At 46.3% G+C, this 15,704-nt stretch carries 15 protein-coding genes; 6 read left to right on the top strand and 9 right to left on the bottom strand.

The annotated features are described in order from the left end of the window. Positions 1-12 precede the first annotated feature (12 nt). The 6 genes from NL646_RS00515 to moeA all read right to left on the bottom strand — a co-directional run bounded on the left by NL646_RS00515 (position 13) and on the right by moeA (position 6,075). The gene (locus NL646_RS00515; RefSeq protein WP_021484384.1) at positions 13-843 is read right to left on the bottom strand and encodes a sulfurtransferase; all 831 of its coding nucleotides are present in this window, start codon (positions 841-843) and stop codon (positions 13-15) included. 36 nt (positions 844-879) lie between these two features. Continuing rightward, complete coding sequence (locus NL646_RS00520) at positions 880-1,176, bottom strand: hypothetical protein (protein ID WP_017447384.1); 297 nt, start codon at positions 1,174-1,176, stop codon at positions 880-882. Between the two features lie 141 nt (positions 1,177-1,317). After that, entirely contained in the window at positions 1,318-1,770 is a 453-nt protein-coding gene (locus NL646_RS00525) for a hypothetical protein (protein WP_043045931.1), read from the bottom strand. A gap of 11 nt (positions 1,771-1,781) precedes the next feature. Continuing rightward, complete coding sequence (locus NL646_RS00530) at positions 1,782-3,893, bottom strand: LruC domain-containing protein (protein WP_253663695.1); 2,112 nt, start codon at positions 3,891-3,893, stop codon at positions 1,782-1,784. A 187-nt stretch (positions 3,894-4,080) separates the two neighbouring features. Further along, positions 4,081-4,830 carry a molybdopterin-synthase adenylyltransferase MoeB gene (gene moeB / locus NL646_RS00535; protein ID WP_005499253.1) on the bottom strand — a complete coding sequence of 250 codons (750 nt, stop codon included), beginning with the start codon at positions 4,828-4,830 and terminating at the stop codon, positions 4,081-4,083. A gap of 9 nt (positions 4,831-4,839) precedes the next feature. Beyond that, positions 4,840-6,075 (bottom strand): molybdopterin molybdotransferase MoeA, encoded by a 1,236-nt coding sequence (moeA, locus tag NL646_RS00540; protein WP_253663696.1) that lies wholly within the window; start codon positions 6,073-6,075, stop codon positions 4,840-4,842. A 288-nt stretch (positions 6,076-6,363) separates the two neighbouring features. On the opposite strand from moeA, the gene folE reads away from it, so the two are divergent. After that, positions 6,364-7,017, top strand: a complete 654-nt coding sequence (folE, locus tag NL646_RS00545; RefSeq protein ID WP_005477356.1) for a GTP cyclohydrolase I FolE — start codon at positions 6,364-6,366, stop codon at positions 7,015-7,017. Positions 7,018-7,284: 267 nt separating this feature from the next. Then, positions 7,285-8,523 (top strand): NRAMP family divalent metal transporter, encoded by a 1,239-nt coding sequence (locus NL646_RS00550; RefSeq protein ID WP_253663697.1) that lies wholly within the window; start codon positions 7,285-7,287, stop codon positions 8,521-8,523. 47 nt (positions 8,524-8,570) lie between these two features. Here the strand turns inward: NL646_RS00550 and NL646_RS00555 are convergent, their stop codons facing one another. Both NL646_RS00555 and clcA read right to left on the bottom strand, forming a co-directional pair. Continuing rightward, on the bottom strand, positions 8,571-9,518 hold the full coding sequence (locus NL646_RS00555; RefSeq protein WP_005499251.1) for a TDT family transporter: 948 nt from the start codon (positions 9,516-9,518) through the stop codon (positions 8,571-8,573). 443 nt (positions 9,519-9,961) lie between these two features. Next, positions 9,962-11,365 carry a H(+)/Cl(-) exchange transporter ClcA gene (clcA, locus tag NL646_RS00560; RefSeq protein WP_253663698.1) on the bottom strand — a complete coding sequence of 468 codons (1,404 nt, stop codon included), beginning with the start codon at positions 11,363-11,365 and terminating at the stop codon, positions 9,962-9,964. Positions 11,366-11,868: 503 nt separating this feature from the next. On the opposite strand from clcA, the gene NL646_RS00565 reads away from it, so the two are divergent. Further along, complete coding sequence (locus tag NL646_RS00565; RefSeq protein WP_253663699.1) at positions 11,869-12,447, top strand: hypothetical protein; 579 nt, start codon at positions 11,869-11,871, stop codon at positions 12,445-12,447. On the opposite strand, the gene NL646_RS00570 is transcribed toward NL646_RS00565, so the two are convergent. Further along, the gene (locus NL646_RS00570) at positions 12,434-12,841 is read right to left on the bottom strand and encodes a transcriptional regulator (RefSeq protein WP_005499247.1); all 408 of its coding nucleotides are present in this window, start codon (positions 12,839-12,841) and stop codon (positions 12,434-12,436) included. The two genes, NL646_RS00565 and NL646_RS00570, sit on opposite strands and share 14 nt — an antisense overlap. 95 nt (positions 12,842-12,936) lie before the next feature. Between NL646_RS00570 and NL646_RS00575 the strand changes: the two genes are divergently transcribed. The 3 genes from NL646_RS00575 (at position 12,937) to NL646_RS00585 (ending at position 15,645) form a co-directional block, all read left to right on the top strand. Beyond that, on the top strand, positions 12,937-13,845 hold the full coding sequence (locus tag NL646_RS00575) for an aldo/keto reductase family oxidoreductase (RefSeq protein ID WP_253663700.1): 909 nt from the start codon (positions 12,937-12,939) through the stop codon (positions 13,843-13,845). A 358-nt stretch (positions 13,846-14,203) separates the two neighbouring features. Then, a complete protein-coding gene (locus NL646_RS00580) occupies positions 14,204-15,208 on the top strand; it encodes a response regulator (protein WP_005463571.1) in 1,005 nt (334 codons plus the stop codon). Continuing rightward, positions 15,208-15,645 (top strand): PAS domain-containing protein, encoded by a 438-nt coding sequence (locus tag NL646_RS00585; protein ID WP_005463573.1) that lies wholly within the window; start codon positions 15,208-15,210, stop codon positions 15,643-15,645. Before NL646_RS00580 ends, NL646_RS00585 begins: the two co-directional genes overlap by 1 nt. The last annotated feature ends 59 nt before the right edge of the window (positions 15,646-15,704 follow it).

A 15,704-nucleotide genomic window follows, 5' to 3' on the forward strand; every position in this document is an offset into this window, starting at 1 on the left:
ATAACCCCTAGCTTAACGCGTAATTGGCAGTGAGCAGTTTGCACCCCATTCTGTCCATGAACCGTCATAAACAGATAAGTTGCGTAAGCCTAGTTGATGAGCTGCCAACAATAAAATACAGGCAGTCACACCTGAGCCACAGCTGAAAATGATTGAATTGTCATTATATAGCGACAGTTCGCTAAATGCTTGTTTCAATTCTGAGTTCGGTTTGATGTAACCGTTATCCAGCAGTTCTTGAAAAGGCAGGCACAACGAGTTTGGAATATGGCCACTGCGCAATCCTTCTCTTGGCTCAGGCACTTCACCAAAAAAGCGCGCTCGTGAGCGAGCATCAACAATATGCGCACTGCAATTGTTTGAGTACTCTAATACTGCATTTGCGTCCAAAAATGCATTTTTATTTAATTTTCCCGAAAAATTTCCTAATTGTTCAGGTTTTGCGAGCGAATCTACGACGGGCAATCCCGCTTCTATCCAAGCTGGAAGTCCACCATTAAGTACTTTGACGTTCTCGTGTCCCATCGCTTTGAGCATCCACCATGCGCGTGGTGAAGCAAGCGTACCTGAGTTGTCATAAACGATGATCAAGTCTTCGTTATTTAGCCCAAGCTTTTGTGCGCTTACATTAAATCCTGCTTCGGTTGGCATCATGTGCGGCAAAGAGGTATCAGGCAGACAAAAATCATTGTCGTAATCAAAACGGTAAGTGTTTGGAATCCATTTATCGGTGATTTTTTTGCTTTCCGAAGGAATTTGAAAGCTAATGCTTGCGTCTAAAAGCTTTACATTTTGTTGGTCAAGTAGGGCATGGAGTTCTTTTGCACTGATCAATGCTTGCATTGCTAAATCCTTCTTGTCGTGGGAGTGACCACTATTCTAGTTACAGCTGACGAATGAAAGTGATGGTTCAAAAGTTGAGCTTGTCGCTTGCCTAAATGTGGCTGTCGAACCGATCGCACAGTCAGTTGTTATCGGAACGGCGACGCGTTGTTGTTCGATATCAGGAGCGTCTATCGTCAGGTAACGTCGTTGCCCGTCTAAAGACTGAGTCAAAGTGTTGCTGATGACGGTCGCTGATAAGGTTTTTTCGCTGGTGGGTGAGCCCCACAAAAGTAAAAGGAGCAGAGCAATCGAACCGATGAAGACCAAAATGTAAGTTTTGGGGTTATCCAAGTTGAGTTCCACCCGTTTAGGCTAGCGTAAGCCTATTGTTTTACAATAAAAAAATCGCATGTTCAAAGAACGATGCGATTTTTGCTGATATTTAACATCTCCAAGAGGTTTAGGTTTGTTTGCTATTCATGACATTAATGCTTACAGGCGCCAAGATGAATCTTCTGCTGATATCATGTGCTGCACGGGGTCTGAACCGTCATAAAACCAAACTTCGACTAACAGATTTCCTTGGCTATCGGAGACTGGAAAATTCATTTCGGCTTTTCCGTTGATGAGTGCTTCAGAAGCTACTTTGCTTGCGTATTTTGCTTGATAGGTACCTGAAGTCATCTCTTGATACTCTTTATAGACACTAAGGTGCGCGCGTTGTGAAGAGTAGCCACTAATGTCAACAGATAGAGCACGAGTGACGATCGGATCGTAGTCGTAGCCATCTGGTACGTTCAGCGTTTGCATGCTTGGATCTTCGACCACGATGGTGGTCTGAGTTGGGGGAGGCGTTGAACTGTCACCGCTTTTATCACCGCCGCCACCTCCACCGCCGCAGGCTGTTAACGCTAATCCCATGATGATTGTGATTAAATTTTTCATAATGTGGTCTCCTATGGAATGTAGCATTTGTTTGCTTTTGGTGAGGCATGCCAGTTAGCATTTTGACTGCCGGCTGATTCAGCGTAAGTGGCAAATTGTGGATACGCGTCAACCAAGTCTACGTTTTCCAATGGCCACTCCCAGCCCTCAACAATCAGCAGAGCCCAAGGTAGGTTGTTGCTGGTTTTGAAGTACGTACCTTGTACAGGATCACTTGCATCAACCCCGAGTCCATATAAGTTGGTATCATCAAACTGCTCGGTTGGCGCTTGATCCGGTAGGTGTACTTCCCATTTTCGGCCTGGCTGGAAGGTGATACCGTCACCGTGGTACGTATTTGGTGTTGCAAAGATAAATGGATCGTAAGGCATGGCTTGTAAGCCAGAGCTGTCGGAGCCTTCCTTAAAGTAAACCGTCAACGTAAAAGAGAAAGCAACGTTGTCATCACATCCTGATTGAGTTCGGAAGTAGGTACAATTGCTTTGCGTGTATTGGCTGAGATCATCGCTGATGATGAAAATGGCCTCTTCCGAGATAGTTTCCAATCCATTGCTTGCTTGTTGAACGCCGCTAAACGACAGGGTAGTTAAGCCATTCTCAATGCTTGCTTTTGCTACGCCCGGTAAACGAATAGCAAAGCCATTTTTGTATCCTGCACCGTAAGCGGCGAGGTCACCGGTGATTTGAATGTTCTCGACCACACCTTCCGTACGCGTTTCTGTGATTCGGAACTGAATGACGACGTCGTTCATGTCGTAATCTGCGGTGTATGGCCAGTTATCCTCAAACGCTACCGTTGCGTAGCCTTCTGCACTTGGGAAATGCTGAACAGATACGCCATTTTCGGTGATAGTGATTGGATGATCTTCCACTTCGCCGGAGGTTGAGCCGCCATCGTATTTGAGCCCTGTTTGTTGGCTAAAGCGAAATCGGCTCCAACTTGGTCCTGCGGTTGCCAATTCAGAGACAATAAATGGAAGTGTGTTGTTTCCTGTTGCGAGTAGCTGGTCTGTAAATACTTGTTCACCTTCATCTGCGAAATCACCGTCTCGGTTCCAGTCAAACCAAGCAGACAAGTAACCAGAAGTAGACGCCATCACATTCACCAGTGAACTCAAACCTGGATCGAGTGCGGCAACAAAACCAACACCATCTTCGTCTGCGGTACCAACTTTGTTGTCGCCAGAAGGCGCAATTTGTCCGTCAGGATCGCCATCAGGCGCAATGACACCAAGCCATGTCACACCATCGATTTCGTGTCGTGGGCCGTTTGAGGAAAGAAGCGTGTGGTAACTGTCTGGAGCATCGCCAAAATCGATTGGGTCATCTTCATCTATAACTGGCGCGTTGGCGCAGCGTGCACCGTCATTTTGGCTTGAACTTGGGCCGTTCGAGACAAACTCAACCGCTGGGACAATGCCCGCGTTGATGTTTGAAGCGTTGTCCGCTGACAAATTAATACGGTAGATTTTTCCGTCTTGATTGCGGGAAACGTAGTAATTGCCGTTGACGTCAAAATAGCCTGCACCAAAGGTACCGGTTTCGCCCGTATCTCCAATCATAGTGGCTTGGCCGTTTGCAGTATTGAATTTGTAGAGAATGCCGGAGTTGTTGTCGATCCCGTAAAGCGAACCGTCGCCAGGATGAAAGGCAAAATCTGTCAAGTTGACGTTTGCGGTCGCGGTAATTTGCGTAAGTGTTAGCGTCGCATTTGGATCGGTATCTAACGGTGATAAATCAATGGAAAATAATCCTTTTCCTTTGCGATATAAGTAGTAAACGTGATTATAAACATCGCCAACAAAAAACGTATGGCTAGGCAAACCAGCGACATTCAGTGTTTCTGCTTGAAAGTCTTTCCCTAAACGGACGATTTTCAAGTTGGTGGTATCGTAGCCATAAATGTATCTGTCGGTGAAGTCGAACCCGACGGCATTGATCCCTGATGCCAAACCCACATCATCAGCTAATAAAGTGGTGGAACCTGTAACCAGATTGACGCCATAAACTTGAACGGGGGTCGATTGGAATAAATACGCTTTGCTCGGACAAGTGTCGAAAGGCGCCGCATTCGCATAAGCGCTTACGAACAGTGATCCGAGTATTAGTGATGTCCTTTTCATGATTCGCCCTCTCATTGATTTGTTTTATATGCAATGAAAGGAGCGTGCCAATTCTTAAGTGGCTGTTTTTGATGGACATTGACAACTAGAAGTTCGAGGTTTTAATTTTGAATCTCAGAATAAGAAAAAAGCCCAACGTTGCGTTGAGCTTTTTGAGAATCGATTGACACGGGAGCGAATGCGTTACTTACCCACAAACAGGGCAGGTCGGCATTTTCATCAAGTTCATTTCTCGCCACGACATGCTGAGCGCATCGAGAATAAGGATTTTCCCTTTCTTTGGCTGGCCGTAATTTGCGATCACCTTGATGGTTTCCATCGCTTGTACAGCGCCCACAATCCCGACCACTGGTGCCATTACACCCGCTTCAACGCAGCTTAGTGCACCGCTACCAAATAGTGCACTCAAGCACTGGTAACAAGGTTGAGTTGGATCGTCGTACGTAAACACGCTCACTTGACCTTCCATACGAATTGCCGCACCAGAGATAAGTGGGGTTTTCGTTGCAAAGCAGAGGCGGTTCAGTTGGTTACGAGTGTCGACGTTATCAGACGCATCAACTACCACAGTGTGTTGTTCAATCAAAGCTTGAAGTTGAGCATCATCGAGACGTTTGGCAACGGTGTTTACCTCGACGTGAGGGTTAAGTTCTCGCAGCGCATCGGCGGCAGAATCCACCTTTTTGCGGCCGATATCTGTGTCGTGGTGTAATACTTGGCGCTGCAAATTAGAGAGCTCTACAATGTCGTCATCGATGAGCGTAATACGGCCGACACCTGCTGTGGCGAGGTATTGGCTAGAAGCACAGCCTAAACCGCCCGCACCCAAAATAAGCACGGAGCTTTGTTTGAGCGCTTCTTGCCCTTCGAAATCGAACTGGCGAAGAATGATCTGGCGGTTATAGCGCAGCATCTCCTGATCGGAAAGAATATCCACGGCACGTTCCTAGTATAACGTTGAGTTAAACAGTTGGATTTGAACCGTTTCGCCAACTTCCACGCGGCCACGCTCACGTTCCAACACCACAAAGCAGTTTGCCAAACTCATTGAGCGGAAGGCACCAGAACTTTGGTTGCCAGTAGTTTCAACGACAAATTTGCCATCTTCTAGCGTGTAGATGCCACGTTGGTAGTCCGTGCGGCCCGGCGCTTTCTTAAATGCAGTTTTTGTCGTAGCAGGGATAGACTCTGGTGCTTTCCATTCAGTATGGCCAGCTAATTTCGCCAACATTGGTTGAACAAGTACGTACATGGTTAGCACAGCAGATACAGGGTTACCTGGTAGACCGCAGAACCAAGCTGTACTTAACTTACCAAATGCGAAAGGTTTACCCGGCTTGATTGCCAGTTTCCAAAAACCGATTTCCCCAAGTTGTTCAAGAATGTCCTTGGTGTAGTCTGCTTCGCCCACACTGACGCCGCCAGAGGTGACAACTACATCCGCGAGCGTTTGTGCTTTTTCAAACGTCGCTTTTAATGTTTCTGGGCAGTCAGGGATAATGCCAAGATCAATCGCTTCACAACCAAAGTTTTCGATAAGTGGTTTAATGCCGTAACGGTTGCTGTCGTAGATTTGACCTGCTTCGAGTGGCTCACCTAATGGTTTAAGTTCATCACCTGTCGAGAAAAACGCCACCTTCGGTTTACGTACAACAGTGACATGGCTTACGCCAAGAGAAGCAATCATTGGAATATCGCGTGGTGTTAGGCGCGCGCCTTTTGCTAATACGATATCGCCTTGCTTGATGTCGTCACCAGTTGGGCGGATGTTATTTTGAGGCTTCACATCCGTTTGGTTGAACTGGATACCCGCTTCGGTCACGGTCGTGTTTTCTTGCATGATAACGGCATCGCAACCTTCCGGAATTGTCGCGCCAGTCATGATTCGAACACAAGTGCCTGTTGGCCATTCACCTTCAAAAGGTTGGCCCGCAAAGGATTTGCCCACCATCGGCAATACAGTCGACGCTTCTAAATCTTGAATACGGATTGCATAACCGTCCATTGCTGAGTTGTCAAAAGGCGGTACGTGAATTGGCGATAAAACGTCTTCGGCCAGTACAAAACCCAGAGCATCAGCAAGAGGAAGAGAAAGTGTCGTTTGGATAGGTTTGATGCGCGATAACATTTTGTCCATCGCTTCTTCAATTGGCATCAAGCCAGGTGCGTCGCAGCAGCCCATTGAGATAATCCTATGTTCTTTTGTTTTGTGGCAACTCTACCATAAAATCGGACTTGGTAAGAATGTCCACCTATAAAATATGGGTGTAATTATTCAAAAATCCGAGTATCCTTGTCACCCATCCGAAAGGGGTAAACGCCTATCGGAACTAAAGAAAACGGCTCAGTGTATTCTTGTTATGTGCCTTGGCGATATGAACATCTAACTGAGCAACTTAGACGCTAACGGGATGAAAACACTGCAATTGTATTTCACACCGAGAGTGGTAGTTACAAAAGAGGAAGTGGAATGTCAGGTCTTAGCGAGTCAGCGAAGTTAGTAAAAGAAGCGCTAGAGCAACGCGGTTTAGAAACACCAATGCGTCCTAATGCCGTGAGCCGTGAAGAGAAGAAAGAAAAGATCGAGCACCACATGCGTGAGATCCTAACCCTGCTTCAACTCGACCTTACGGATGACAGCCTAGAAGAGACGCCACATCGCATTGCAAAAATGTACGTGGACGAGATTTTCTCTGGTTTGGATTACTCCAACTTCCCAAAAATCACGGTTATTGAAAACAAGATGAACGTAAGTGAAATGGTTCGCGTGAAAGACATCACCGTAACCAGCACGTGTGAACACCATCTTGTCACGATCGACGGCAAAGCGGCCGTTGCCTATATCCCTCGTGGTAAAATCATTGGCTTGTCTAAGATCAACCGTATTGTCCGTTTCTTCGCGCAACGTCCTCAAGTTCAAGAGCGTATGACACAGCAAATCCTAGTTGCGTTGCAAACATTGCTTGAGTCTGACGATGTGGCCGTGACTATCGACGCGACGCATTACTGCGTGAAATCACGTGGTGTTATGGATGCAACCAGCGAAACGACAACCACAGCATTAGGTGGTATTTTTAAGAGCAACCCAGCCACTCGCGCAGAGTTTCTTCATGGTTTACGCTAGTCAAAGCGAAGTATAGATTTGAGAGAGGATGGCAACGTGCCATCCTTTTTTATACCTGAATCATGGGTAAGTGAGTCGCAATAAATAATATTTATGCAATTGTGTGTTGACAGTCACATTCGTTGCTCTTAGTATATGCGCCCAATGAACGGCTGCAACGTGTAATCGTTTGTTTTGAAAAGAGATATCTCTCTAAGTTCAGCTGATCTCGGTCAGTTGTCTTTCTTTTTTTCTAATAATAGAAAGACAACAAATTTGAGACTTGGCATGACTACACAAAGCACTATCAGCACCTCTTCCATTTCCGCTCCTGTAACAGAAACCAGTTGGCAAAAGAAAGCCATGCTAAGTGTCGCGTTTTTGATGGCGACGACCTCTGTTGGCCCAGGCTTTTTGACTCAAACTGCTGTTTTCACGAACATCTACAAAGTCGACATGGCGTTTCCAGTATTGGCTTCGATCTTTATCACGTTTGGTATCGTGATGAACTTGTGGCGCATTGTGGGCGTTTCTGGCATGCGAATCCAAGACATTGCGAACAAAGTGGCACCGGGTATGGGTTATGGTGTCGGTATTCTCCTTGCGCTTGGAGCTGTGGCGTTTAACTTTGGCAACGTAAGTGGCGCGGCGTTAGGCATTAATGTGTTAACGGGCGTGGACACGACTTGGGGTGCGCTGTTTACTGGTGTGGTCGGCTGTTTGCTGTTTGTGGTTCATAACGCCTCCAAACGAATGGACCAAATGGCTCGCTACCTTGGCTTGTTCATGATTGTTCTGATCGCATACGTGGCAATGACGAGCTTACCTCCGATGGGAGAGACACTAAGTGCAGCGGTGATGCCTATGGATGTTGGAAGCATGCTTCTGCCTACATTGACTATCGTTGGCGGCGCAGTTGGCGGTTACTACACGGGTGCACAACGCCTAGTGGACATCGGCTTGAAAGGTAAAGAGAATGTACCTTCCATCACTTCAACGGCGTGGGCTGGTATCTCTATTGCGGTGGTTATTCGCGTCCTACTGTTTTTAGCGGTGTTTGGCGTTATTGCGACAGGCGCAACGTTGGATTCAGCTAACCCGGCAGCCGACGCTTTCCGTCAAGGTGCTGGCCAGCTTGGTTACTTCATCTTTGGCTTAGTACTGTTTGTTGCTTCCATCACGTCTGTAGTGGGTAACTCTTACATGGCTATCTCATTAATTAAGACGCTTTTCCCCGTTGTAGCGCGAAACGAAAAAGCGTGGTGTGTCGGCTTCATTATCCTAACCTCGCTAGGCACGGTTACCATGGATATGCCAATTCTTCTACTTATGTTAGCGGGTTTAGTGAACAGCATTATCCTTCCTATCGTTTTGGGTACCGTCTTAGTTGCGACAAAACGCAAAGATATCGTCGGTGACTACCAACACCCAATGTACTTAACGCTAACTGGAGCAGCGATTGTTATCGTGATGGCTGCATCGAGTTTGACTAACGTCGGTAACTTCATGGCGAAGTTTACGGGTTAATACTTTGTTGATAGTGATAAAAAACGGCCTCTTAATGAGGCCGTTTTTTATGCTTGTTTGGTCGGGGTTCTTACAATTTCTGGCCAGTACATTTTCACATAACCTGCCGATACCCAAACGACCAATACGGTCGCGATACTGAGTTCTAAAAAGCCGAAATCGTGTAACCAATGCCATTGAGGATGAGATTGTGCGAAAAAAGAGGTTAATCGGTGCATCGCAATGGCGCTGATGACTGAAGGAAAAGTCACCGCTGCAATCGAGGGTTGGAACTTCAATCGAAGTAAGCGGAAATAACATAAGTAGATCAGTAGCGTCATTGTGATCGCGATTCCCGCCAACGCGCCCGTCAGAATAGGGTCGGGTTGGGGAAAATTCACTAAATAAGCTGCCAGTGACAAGTTAACTGGCGCGGCCATAATCGCGAGCGTTGGTCTTGCTCGTCTTGGCAGTGAGCCAAAAAACACCAAGCGATACAACACCAGTGGCAGCATAAAGAAGTAAATGCCGATACACATGATCGCGAGGGTTTCGGAAAACAGATTATGACCGAATTGCGAACCAGCCAACGAGCTACTGATTAATCCAACAGGGTAGAGAAACCAGCTCGGGACGATGTTCGACATTTTGAAGTTCATGAGCTGGAAGCCAAAAAACAGCACCATCATTGTAAAATGAAGCAGTACAGCTAAACACCAAAGGGGATAGGCAATGAGTGGTGAAACCGACGCGAGATAATCGGTCAGGATCAATAATGCCATACTCATTGGTGCCATTAAGCTACCACTTAACGGGTGCTTAATATCCGCCATAAATAGGCGAGGATTGGTGGCGTACTTAATCAGAACGGGAGCGAGCAATAACGCGCCAAATGAAGCCAGAAAAGGACGAATTGGCGTACCAATATCGGGAACATAGAGCGCCCACGCTTGGCCAAGCCCGATCATACCCAGTGCCAGCGCCGCTTGAGAAGGTGGGACACTATAAAATTGCACAAGTCTTTTCCAGTTCAAACCTACTCCGAATTGATTTTGCCCGAATGAAACGAAAAGTGATGTTTAAAACCAAATTATCTTTGGTTGCTTTGCGTGTGAAAATCGCGAACGGCGCGGAACCAGAACGTTGATTCTTTTCATCTTAGCCTGCTGCTGCCTTGCATTGCGAAACGCAAATTTTCAACGCATGTTTTACGCAATTGTTGACTCATTTTGGCCTGTAATGGGCGGATTTGAGTGGAACAATTGCTCTATTTTATGGCGCGAATATTAACAAGTTTAACAGGCGATGACGCCTAAACATGATGGGTAAATATCAGAGAATGAGAATTTTGTGAGTTTGGTATCGAATATTTGCGTACCGTTGCAAAATTATAGAAATGCAGGCTCCAAACATTCGTGATACTTACAAGTAGTTTTGGAGCCGGAGTGCTTTAAGTTGCCTAGGAGGCCTGATTTTCAGGGAGATCTTGTTGACGTAGCTTGTCATTTTTAAGCGTACGATGCAGCAACTGGCTGTAAATAGGTTGTCCACCAAGCAACTGTGCGACAATCACCGCTCCTAGACAGGTAATGATTAGCGGAAGAATCAGATAGTAGTTGTTGGTCATTTCGATCACCAACAAAATACCAGTTATAGGCGCGCGAACTGTCGCAGCGAACAGCGCTCCCATTCCTGCAATCGCAAAAACGCCAGGTTCTATATCAAGCGTGGGCAACAGAACATCTGCGCTTGCGCCAAATGCGTATCCAAATAGTGTGCCCAGCGCGAGCATTGGCGCGAAAATACCGCCTGGTGCGCCAGAGCCAAAGCAAAGCAAAGTTGTGACCACGCGACCAATAAACAGCAGCACTAAAATAGAGATCGAGTAGTTACCTGTTGTGACATCGGGAATAAGTGCAATACCCCCGCCCGTTAATTGAGGTACGTAAAGCAACAGCAGGCCAAATACGCCGCCCAAAATAGAGCCCGTGATCAGGTAACGTTTACGGTCGTTTTTATGAATAGCAACAAAGCTGTCTTGCGCCACTGTAATCAGTTTGTTGAAAATCACGCCAAACACGCCAAACAGTGCGCCAAGTAATAGGAACAACCACAACGTTTGTAGCGCTGGGGATTGATATTGCGGCATGGTGATTACGGCGTCTTGACCATTGATGGCGCGGAACACAATGTTCGCCATAATGGCAGAAATGATCACGGCACGAATCGAGATAAGCGAGTAGCGAAACTGAGGTCGCATTTCCTCAACTACGAACATGATCCCCGCAAGCGGTGCATTAAAGGCCGCAGCCAAACCGCCAGCAGCACCAGAAGCGAGCAGGGAATGGCGGGTATCGTCATCTTTAACGCGGAAAATATCGGTCACCATTCGACCTACAGCACCGCCCATTTGCACCGTTGGGCCTTCACGACCGAGCACCATACCAGAGCCAAGTGCGCCCATGCCGCCGAAGAATTTTACTGGCAGGACTCGCCACCAACGCACAGGACGAATGTTGTCCATCGCACCTTCAATTTCAGGGATACCTGAGCCCGCCGACTCTGGGGCAAAGCGGTGAACAAGAAAGTAGCCAATAAAAGCAAGCAGCGCGCTGATCAGCACCGCAGCAAGCCAAAGAGGAAGTACGCTACCGATTTCGCTTCTCAGCCATTCGGTGCGGGTTTCAGAAACAAAATGAACCGCAAGTTCGAAGTAAGTACCGACGAAACCAGCTAACGTGCCGACGATGGCGGCCATAATCAGGACAGAAAATGGTGTGGACCCTCGAGAGACAAACTGGTTAATCGCATCTTTCGGTACGTGCGCTAACACAGATTTCACAATTCTCTCTCGTTTGGTCATTAACAAATTCTCCTGAAGCTTGTGGAAAGGAAGAACGAAAGTATACGCTTCGGAGAGTCTAGACCTAATCAGTAAAGATGCAATTTAGCTTTCCACTATTGAGTGTTCGAAGAATCTCGACGACAACCATTATTTAGGATTGTGCTATTGCTCTCATATTTGGCGGTTTTTTGATATAAAAAAACTTGTTTTCTGAGCAAAATGAACCATGCTTTAAGTGTAAAGCAACATGACTGCTTCAGAAGGAGGGATGTGAGGTTTTACACACAATTTGGATGGATTCAAACCCTACAGTAAGTCCTCGTTTTATGTTCGGGATGCATCAATAGACATCATCGATTCGCAAACTCACGATTGAGTAACGAGGTAGAGGCGCACGCAAGAGTGCGCCTTCTTAATGTCTGCTAGATAACATTTTCGTACTCGCCTCTAAATTATTCTCTTTGATAAATCCAAGCCTAGCGTTAAGGTCGTTGTTTTACGTTTTTCACTTTAAACACACCATGCGATTTGCTTCTCGAACTTTGCTATTTTTTTGCTGTGTCGCAGTATCCTTTTCTTCATTGGCTTCGCAACGCTGGTGGCAAGAAGTCTTGTCTTCTACACCGTACCAGAAACTGAGTGAACAGGTTCAACATGATGGGAACTGGTATCCGTGTGATGTGCAGATTGGCGAGACAGAAAATCTCGGCCGTTCTTTCTGTTTAGATGAGTTTTCTTACTATCAGCAGACGCTATACGGCGAGGTGGTATTCGAAGAAAAGAAAGCGCAATTCTCCTTTTTAACCGAGTATCAGAGACAAACGCTGAGTGAGCTCATTCTTAATCTAAGAAAAGATGGTTTGGTGATGCGAAGCTTAGCAATCGGCAACGAGCAATACGATGTCGCAGCGTCGCTGAAAAACAAATCTGCAGGAGAGGTCGACAAAGAAGTGGTGTTACTGATAAATCGCTACCCGCCAGAGATTGAGAGGTCTATGGTTTGGGTAAAAGCAGATGAGTTTACAGAGCCATCACCGCACGTAGTCATTACTTTACGCAGTGATGGCGAAATGATCGAGTTGCGACTTACTCGGCTTTAGTCTCTTTATGCAAAGCAAGAAATGTCGCCATGGCGGATTCATCTAAAAATCCGTCTGCCTTTTTATGTGCGCGCAGGTATTGGTACCCTGCAATGAGCTTTCGATGAAGCTCTTCTTTATCTTCTGTCAGCTCTTCATTCATCACGTGTTGGAAAGCCAATTTATAGGCATCCATATCCACCACTTCAGCTCGACGGTAGAGATAACCGCAACCCGTCGCTAACCATTCAAGAGAGCAGTTAGCCCGCATCGCAATCTGATTGGCTTTGGTTAGGCTAGGTTCGCTGCCTTTTAGGTACTTTCGGATGAGCGCTTCCGACACATCAACGCGTCGCGCAAATCCGCTGATGCTTTCTTCGCCAATCAAAGTGGCTAAACGTTGGGCAAAAGACATATTTCGTACTCCAGTTCGAATTGCGAAAGTTTACCCGTTGAGACGATGTGAAAACAAGACTAGGATGAATGCAGTTCAATTAAAGGAGAAAACCCATGGTTGCAAAAGTTGTGACTGCACCAAATGGCCCTGAATTTTCAGAGCTAGTTCAAGGATATTGGCGTGCGGCAGATTGGGGAATGACGGCTCAAGAGCGTTTGTCATTTCTTAAGCAACATATTGAGTTAGGGATCACTACGGTCGATCACGCAGACATTTACGGTAATTACGAATGTGAAGCGTTGTTTGGTGAAGCGTTAGCCTTGGATAAAAGTGTTCGCGACCAAATCCAGATCGTGACCAAATGTGACATTAATTTGTGTGGTGACAAAACACCTAAACGCAAAATTAATCACTACGACACAAGTTCTGCACACATTTACCAATCAGTGAACAACTCACTTGAGCGCTTAAATGTGGATGAAATCGATGTGCTATTGATCCATCGTCCAGATGTATTGATGGATGCTGATGAAGTTGCGGAAGCATTCACGGAGCTGCACAAAGTAGGTAAAGTGAAGCACTTTGGTGTGTCTAACTTTACGCCGCGTCAGTTCGAATTGCTGCAATCGCGCCTTGGTAAACCTCTTGTGACTAACCAAGTGGAAATCAACCCGCTTAATTTTGAGGTTGCGCACGATGGAACGCTGGGCCAAATGCAAATGTTGCGCACGCGTCCAATGGCTTGGTCTTGTTTAGGTGGCGGCTCAATCTTCAGTGGGGAAAGCGAGCAAGCGATTCGCGTTCGTAACGAGCTAGAAGCGATTCGTGAAGAAGTGGGTGCGACCAGCATTGACCAAGTTATTTACGCTTGGGTACGTCGCTTGCCATCTAAGCCAATTCCAATCATTGGTTCGGGGAAAATTGAGCGTGTGCAAACGGCCGTGAATGCGCTGAATATCGAATTGACTCGCGAGCAATGGTATCGAGTTTGGGTTGCTTCGAAAGGTCACGGTGTGCCATAGAAAGCGCATTAGCATCGTGATTTTACTTAAGGCATCTTATTAGATGCCTTTTTTGATGTTTCCTCTTTCCTTTCTTCACTTTAGCAAGTAACGAACTTTTTCTCGGTTTTCTGGAGCTTAGATAAACGCAACCCTATGCGTATCAAGGGCTGAGAATGGTCAGTAGGCTTTGTTCGATGTCACTAAATCGACAGTGAAATGCGTTGTTTCTTGTTGGCTAGGTTCACTCATCTATTGATCTTGCGTATGCTTACTGCATAAACAAAAAATACAAATTCCTCGTCAGTTTTCTCGTACTATATGCGGTAACAATCTGGTAGACTCCAGCGCAGATTGTTGAATATAAAAAGGTGATTGAATGTCTTTTCCTGTACTCATCTGTGATGATTCAGCGTTAGCACGCAAGCAGATGGCTAGATCACTGCCAGCAACATTGAATCCGGATATTACGTTTGCTATCCACGGAAAAAATGCGCTTGAAGAATTAGCGCAAAAAGAATTTAAACTGATGTTTCTTGACCTCACCATGCCAGAAATGGACGGTTTTGAAACCTTAGAAAACATGCAGCGTTTAGGAAATAAAACGCCAGTTGTGGTTGTGTCGGGGGATATTCAACCCAAAGCCAAAGAGCGCGTTTTCGCGTTAGGTGCCAAAGCATTTATTCAAAAGCCCATCGCAAAGGATGAGCTAAAAAACGCCCTCAAAGAGCTGATTGAGCCAGAGCCTCGACCGCTTATCATCACACCAAGCGTGATTGAGCTGCCAATTCTCCGCCGACGCGATATTTACATGGAAGTGGCGAACGTTTCTATCGGCCGAGCTGCCGACGCGTTAGCTCGCCATTTTGATGTATTTGTTCAACTGCCTTTACCAAACGTGAATATCTTTGAAGTGAGTGAGCTTCACATGGCGCTGCGTGACTTGGCATCGCATGATAACGTCTCAGGCGTTTGTCAGGGCTTTTGTGGCGAAGGTATTGCCGGGGAAGCATTGGTCATTTTGAGTGACTCTAGCGTATCGGATCTGAAAAAGCTGATGAAAGTGCCAGCCGACAGTGAAGAGCTTGAAGAACTCGAGCTGTTGATGGATATCTCTAACATCTTGGTTGGCTCGTTCCTAAATGGTTTAGGCGAGCAATCAGAAGTGCGCTTCTTCCAAAGTCCGCCGGTATTGCTTGGTCAGCACATTTCGATTGATTCCATTATTGAGTCCACAACGGGCGCATTCAAACGCACAATGACGTTTGAAGTGAGCTACAACATCGAAGGCACATCGATTCGCTGTGATTTGCTGTTTATGTTTGTTGATGAATCGCTGCCATTGCTTGATAACAAACTCGCATACCTAATGGAGGAGTTCTAATGTTGAATATGCCAGCAGAGTTTGAACAATTCCATTGGATGGTCGACATGGTACAGAACGTCGATATGGGGTTGGTGGTGATTGATCGAGATTACAATGTTCAAGTCTGGAACGGTTTTATGACGCACCACAGCGGTTTGCAATCGCATGAGGCAATTGGCCGTTCGATCTTCGATATCTTCCCAGAAATCCCGCCGGAATGGTTTAAGTTGAAGACGAAACCCGTGTACGACTTGGGTTGCAGAAGCTTTATTACGTGGCGTCAACGTCCGTATTTGTTTCGCTGCCGCAACGTACGACCTGTTACACAACAGGCGGAGTTTATGTACCAGAACGTAACGCTCAACCCAATGCGAACACCAACTGGAAAAATCAACTCACTGTTTTTGTCTATCCAAGACGCGACAGCAGAAGCCTTGATGTCGCAACATAAATAGCGATTGAAATTTATTCGTTAAAAGCCAAGGGGAACCTTGGCTTTTTTGTATACTTATAG

This window comes from Vibrio sp. Y20_XG_PY13, from assembly GCF_024181925.1.
Classification (GTDB): domain Bacteria; phylum Pseudomonadota; class Gammaproteobacteria; order Enterobacterales; family Vibrionaceae; genus Vibrio; species Vibrio parahaemolyticus.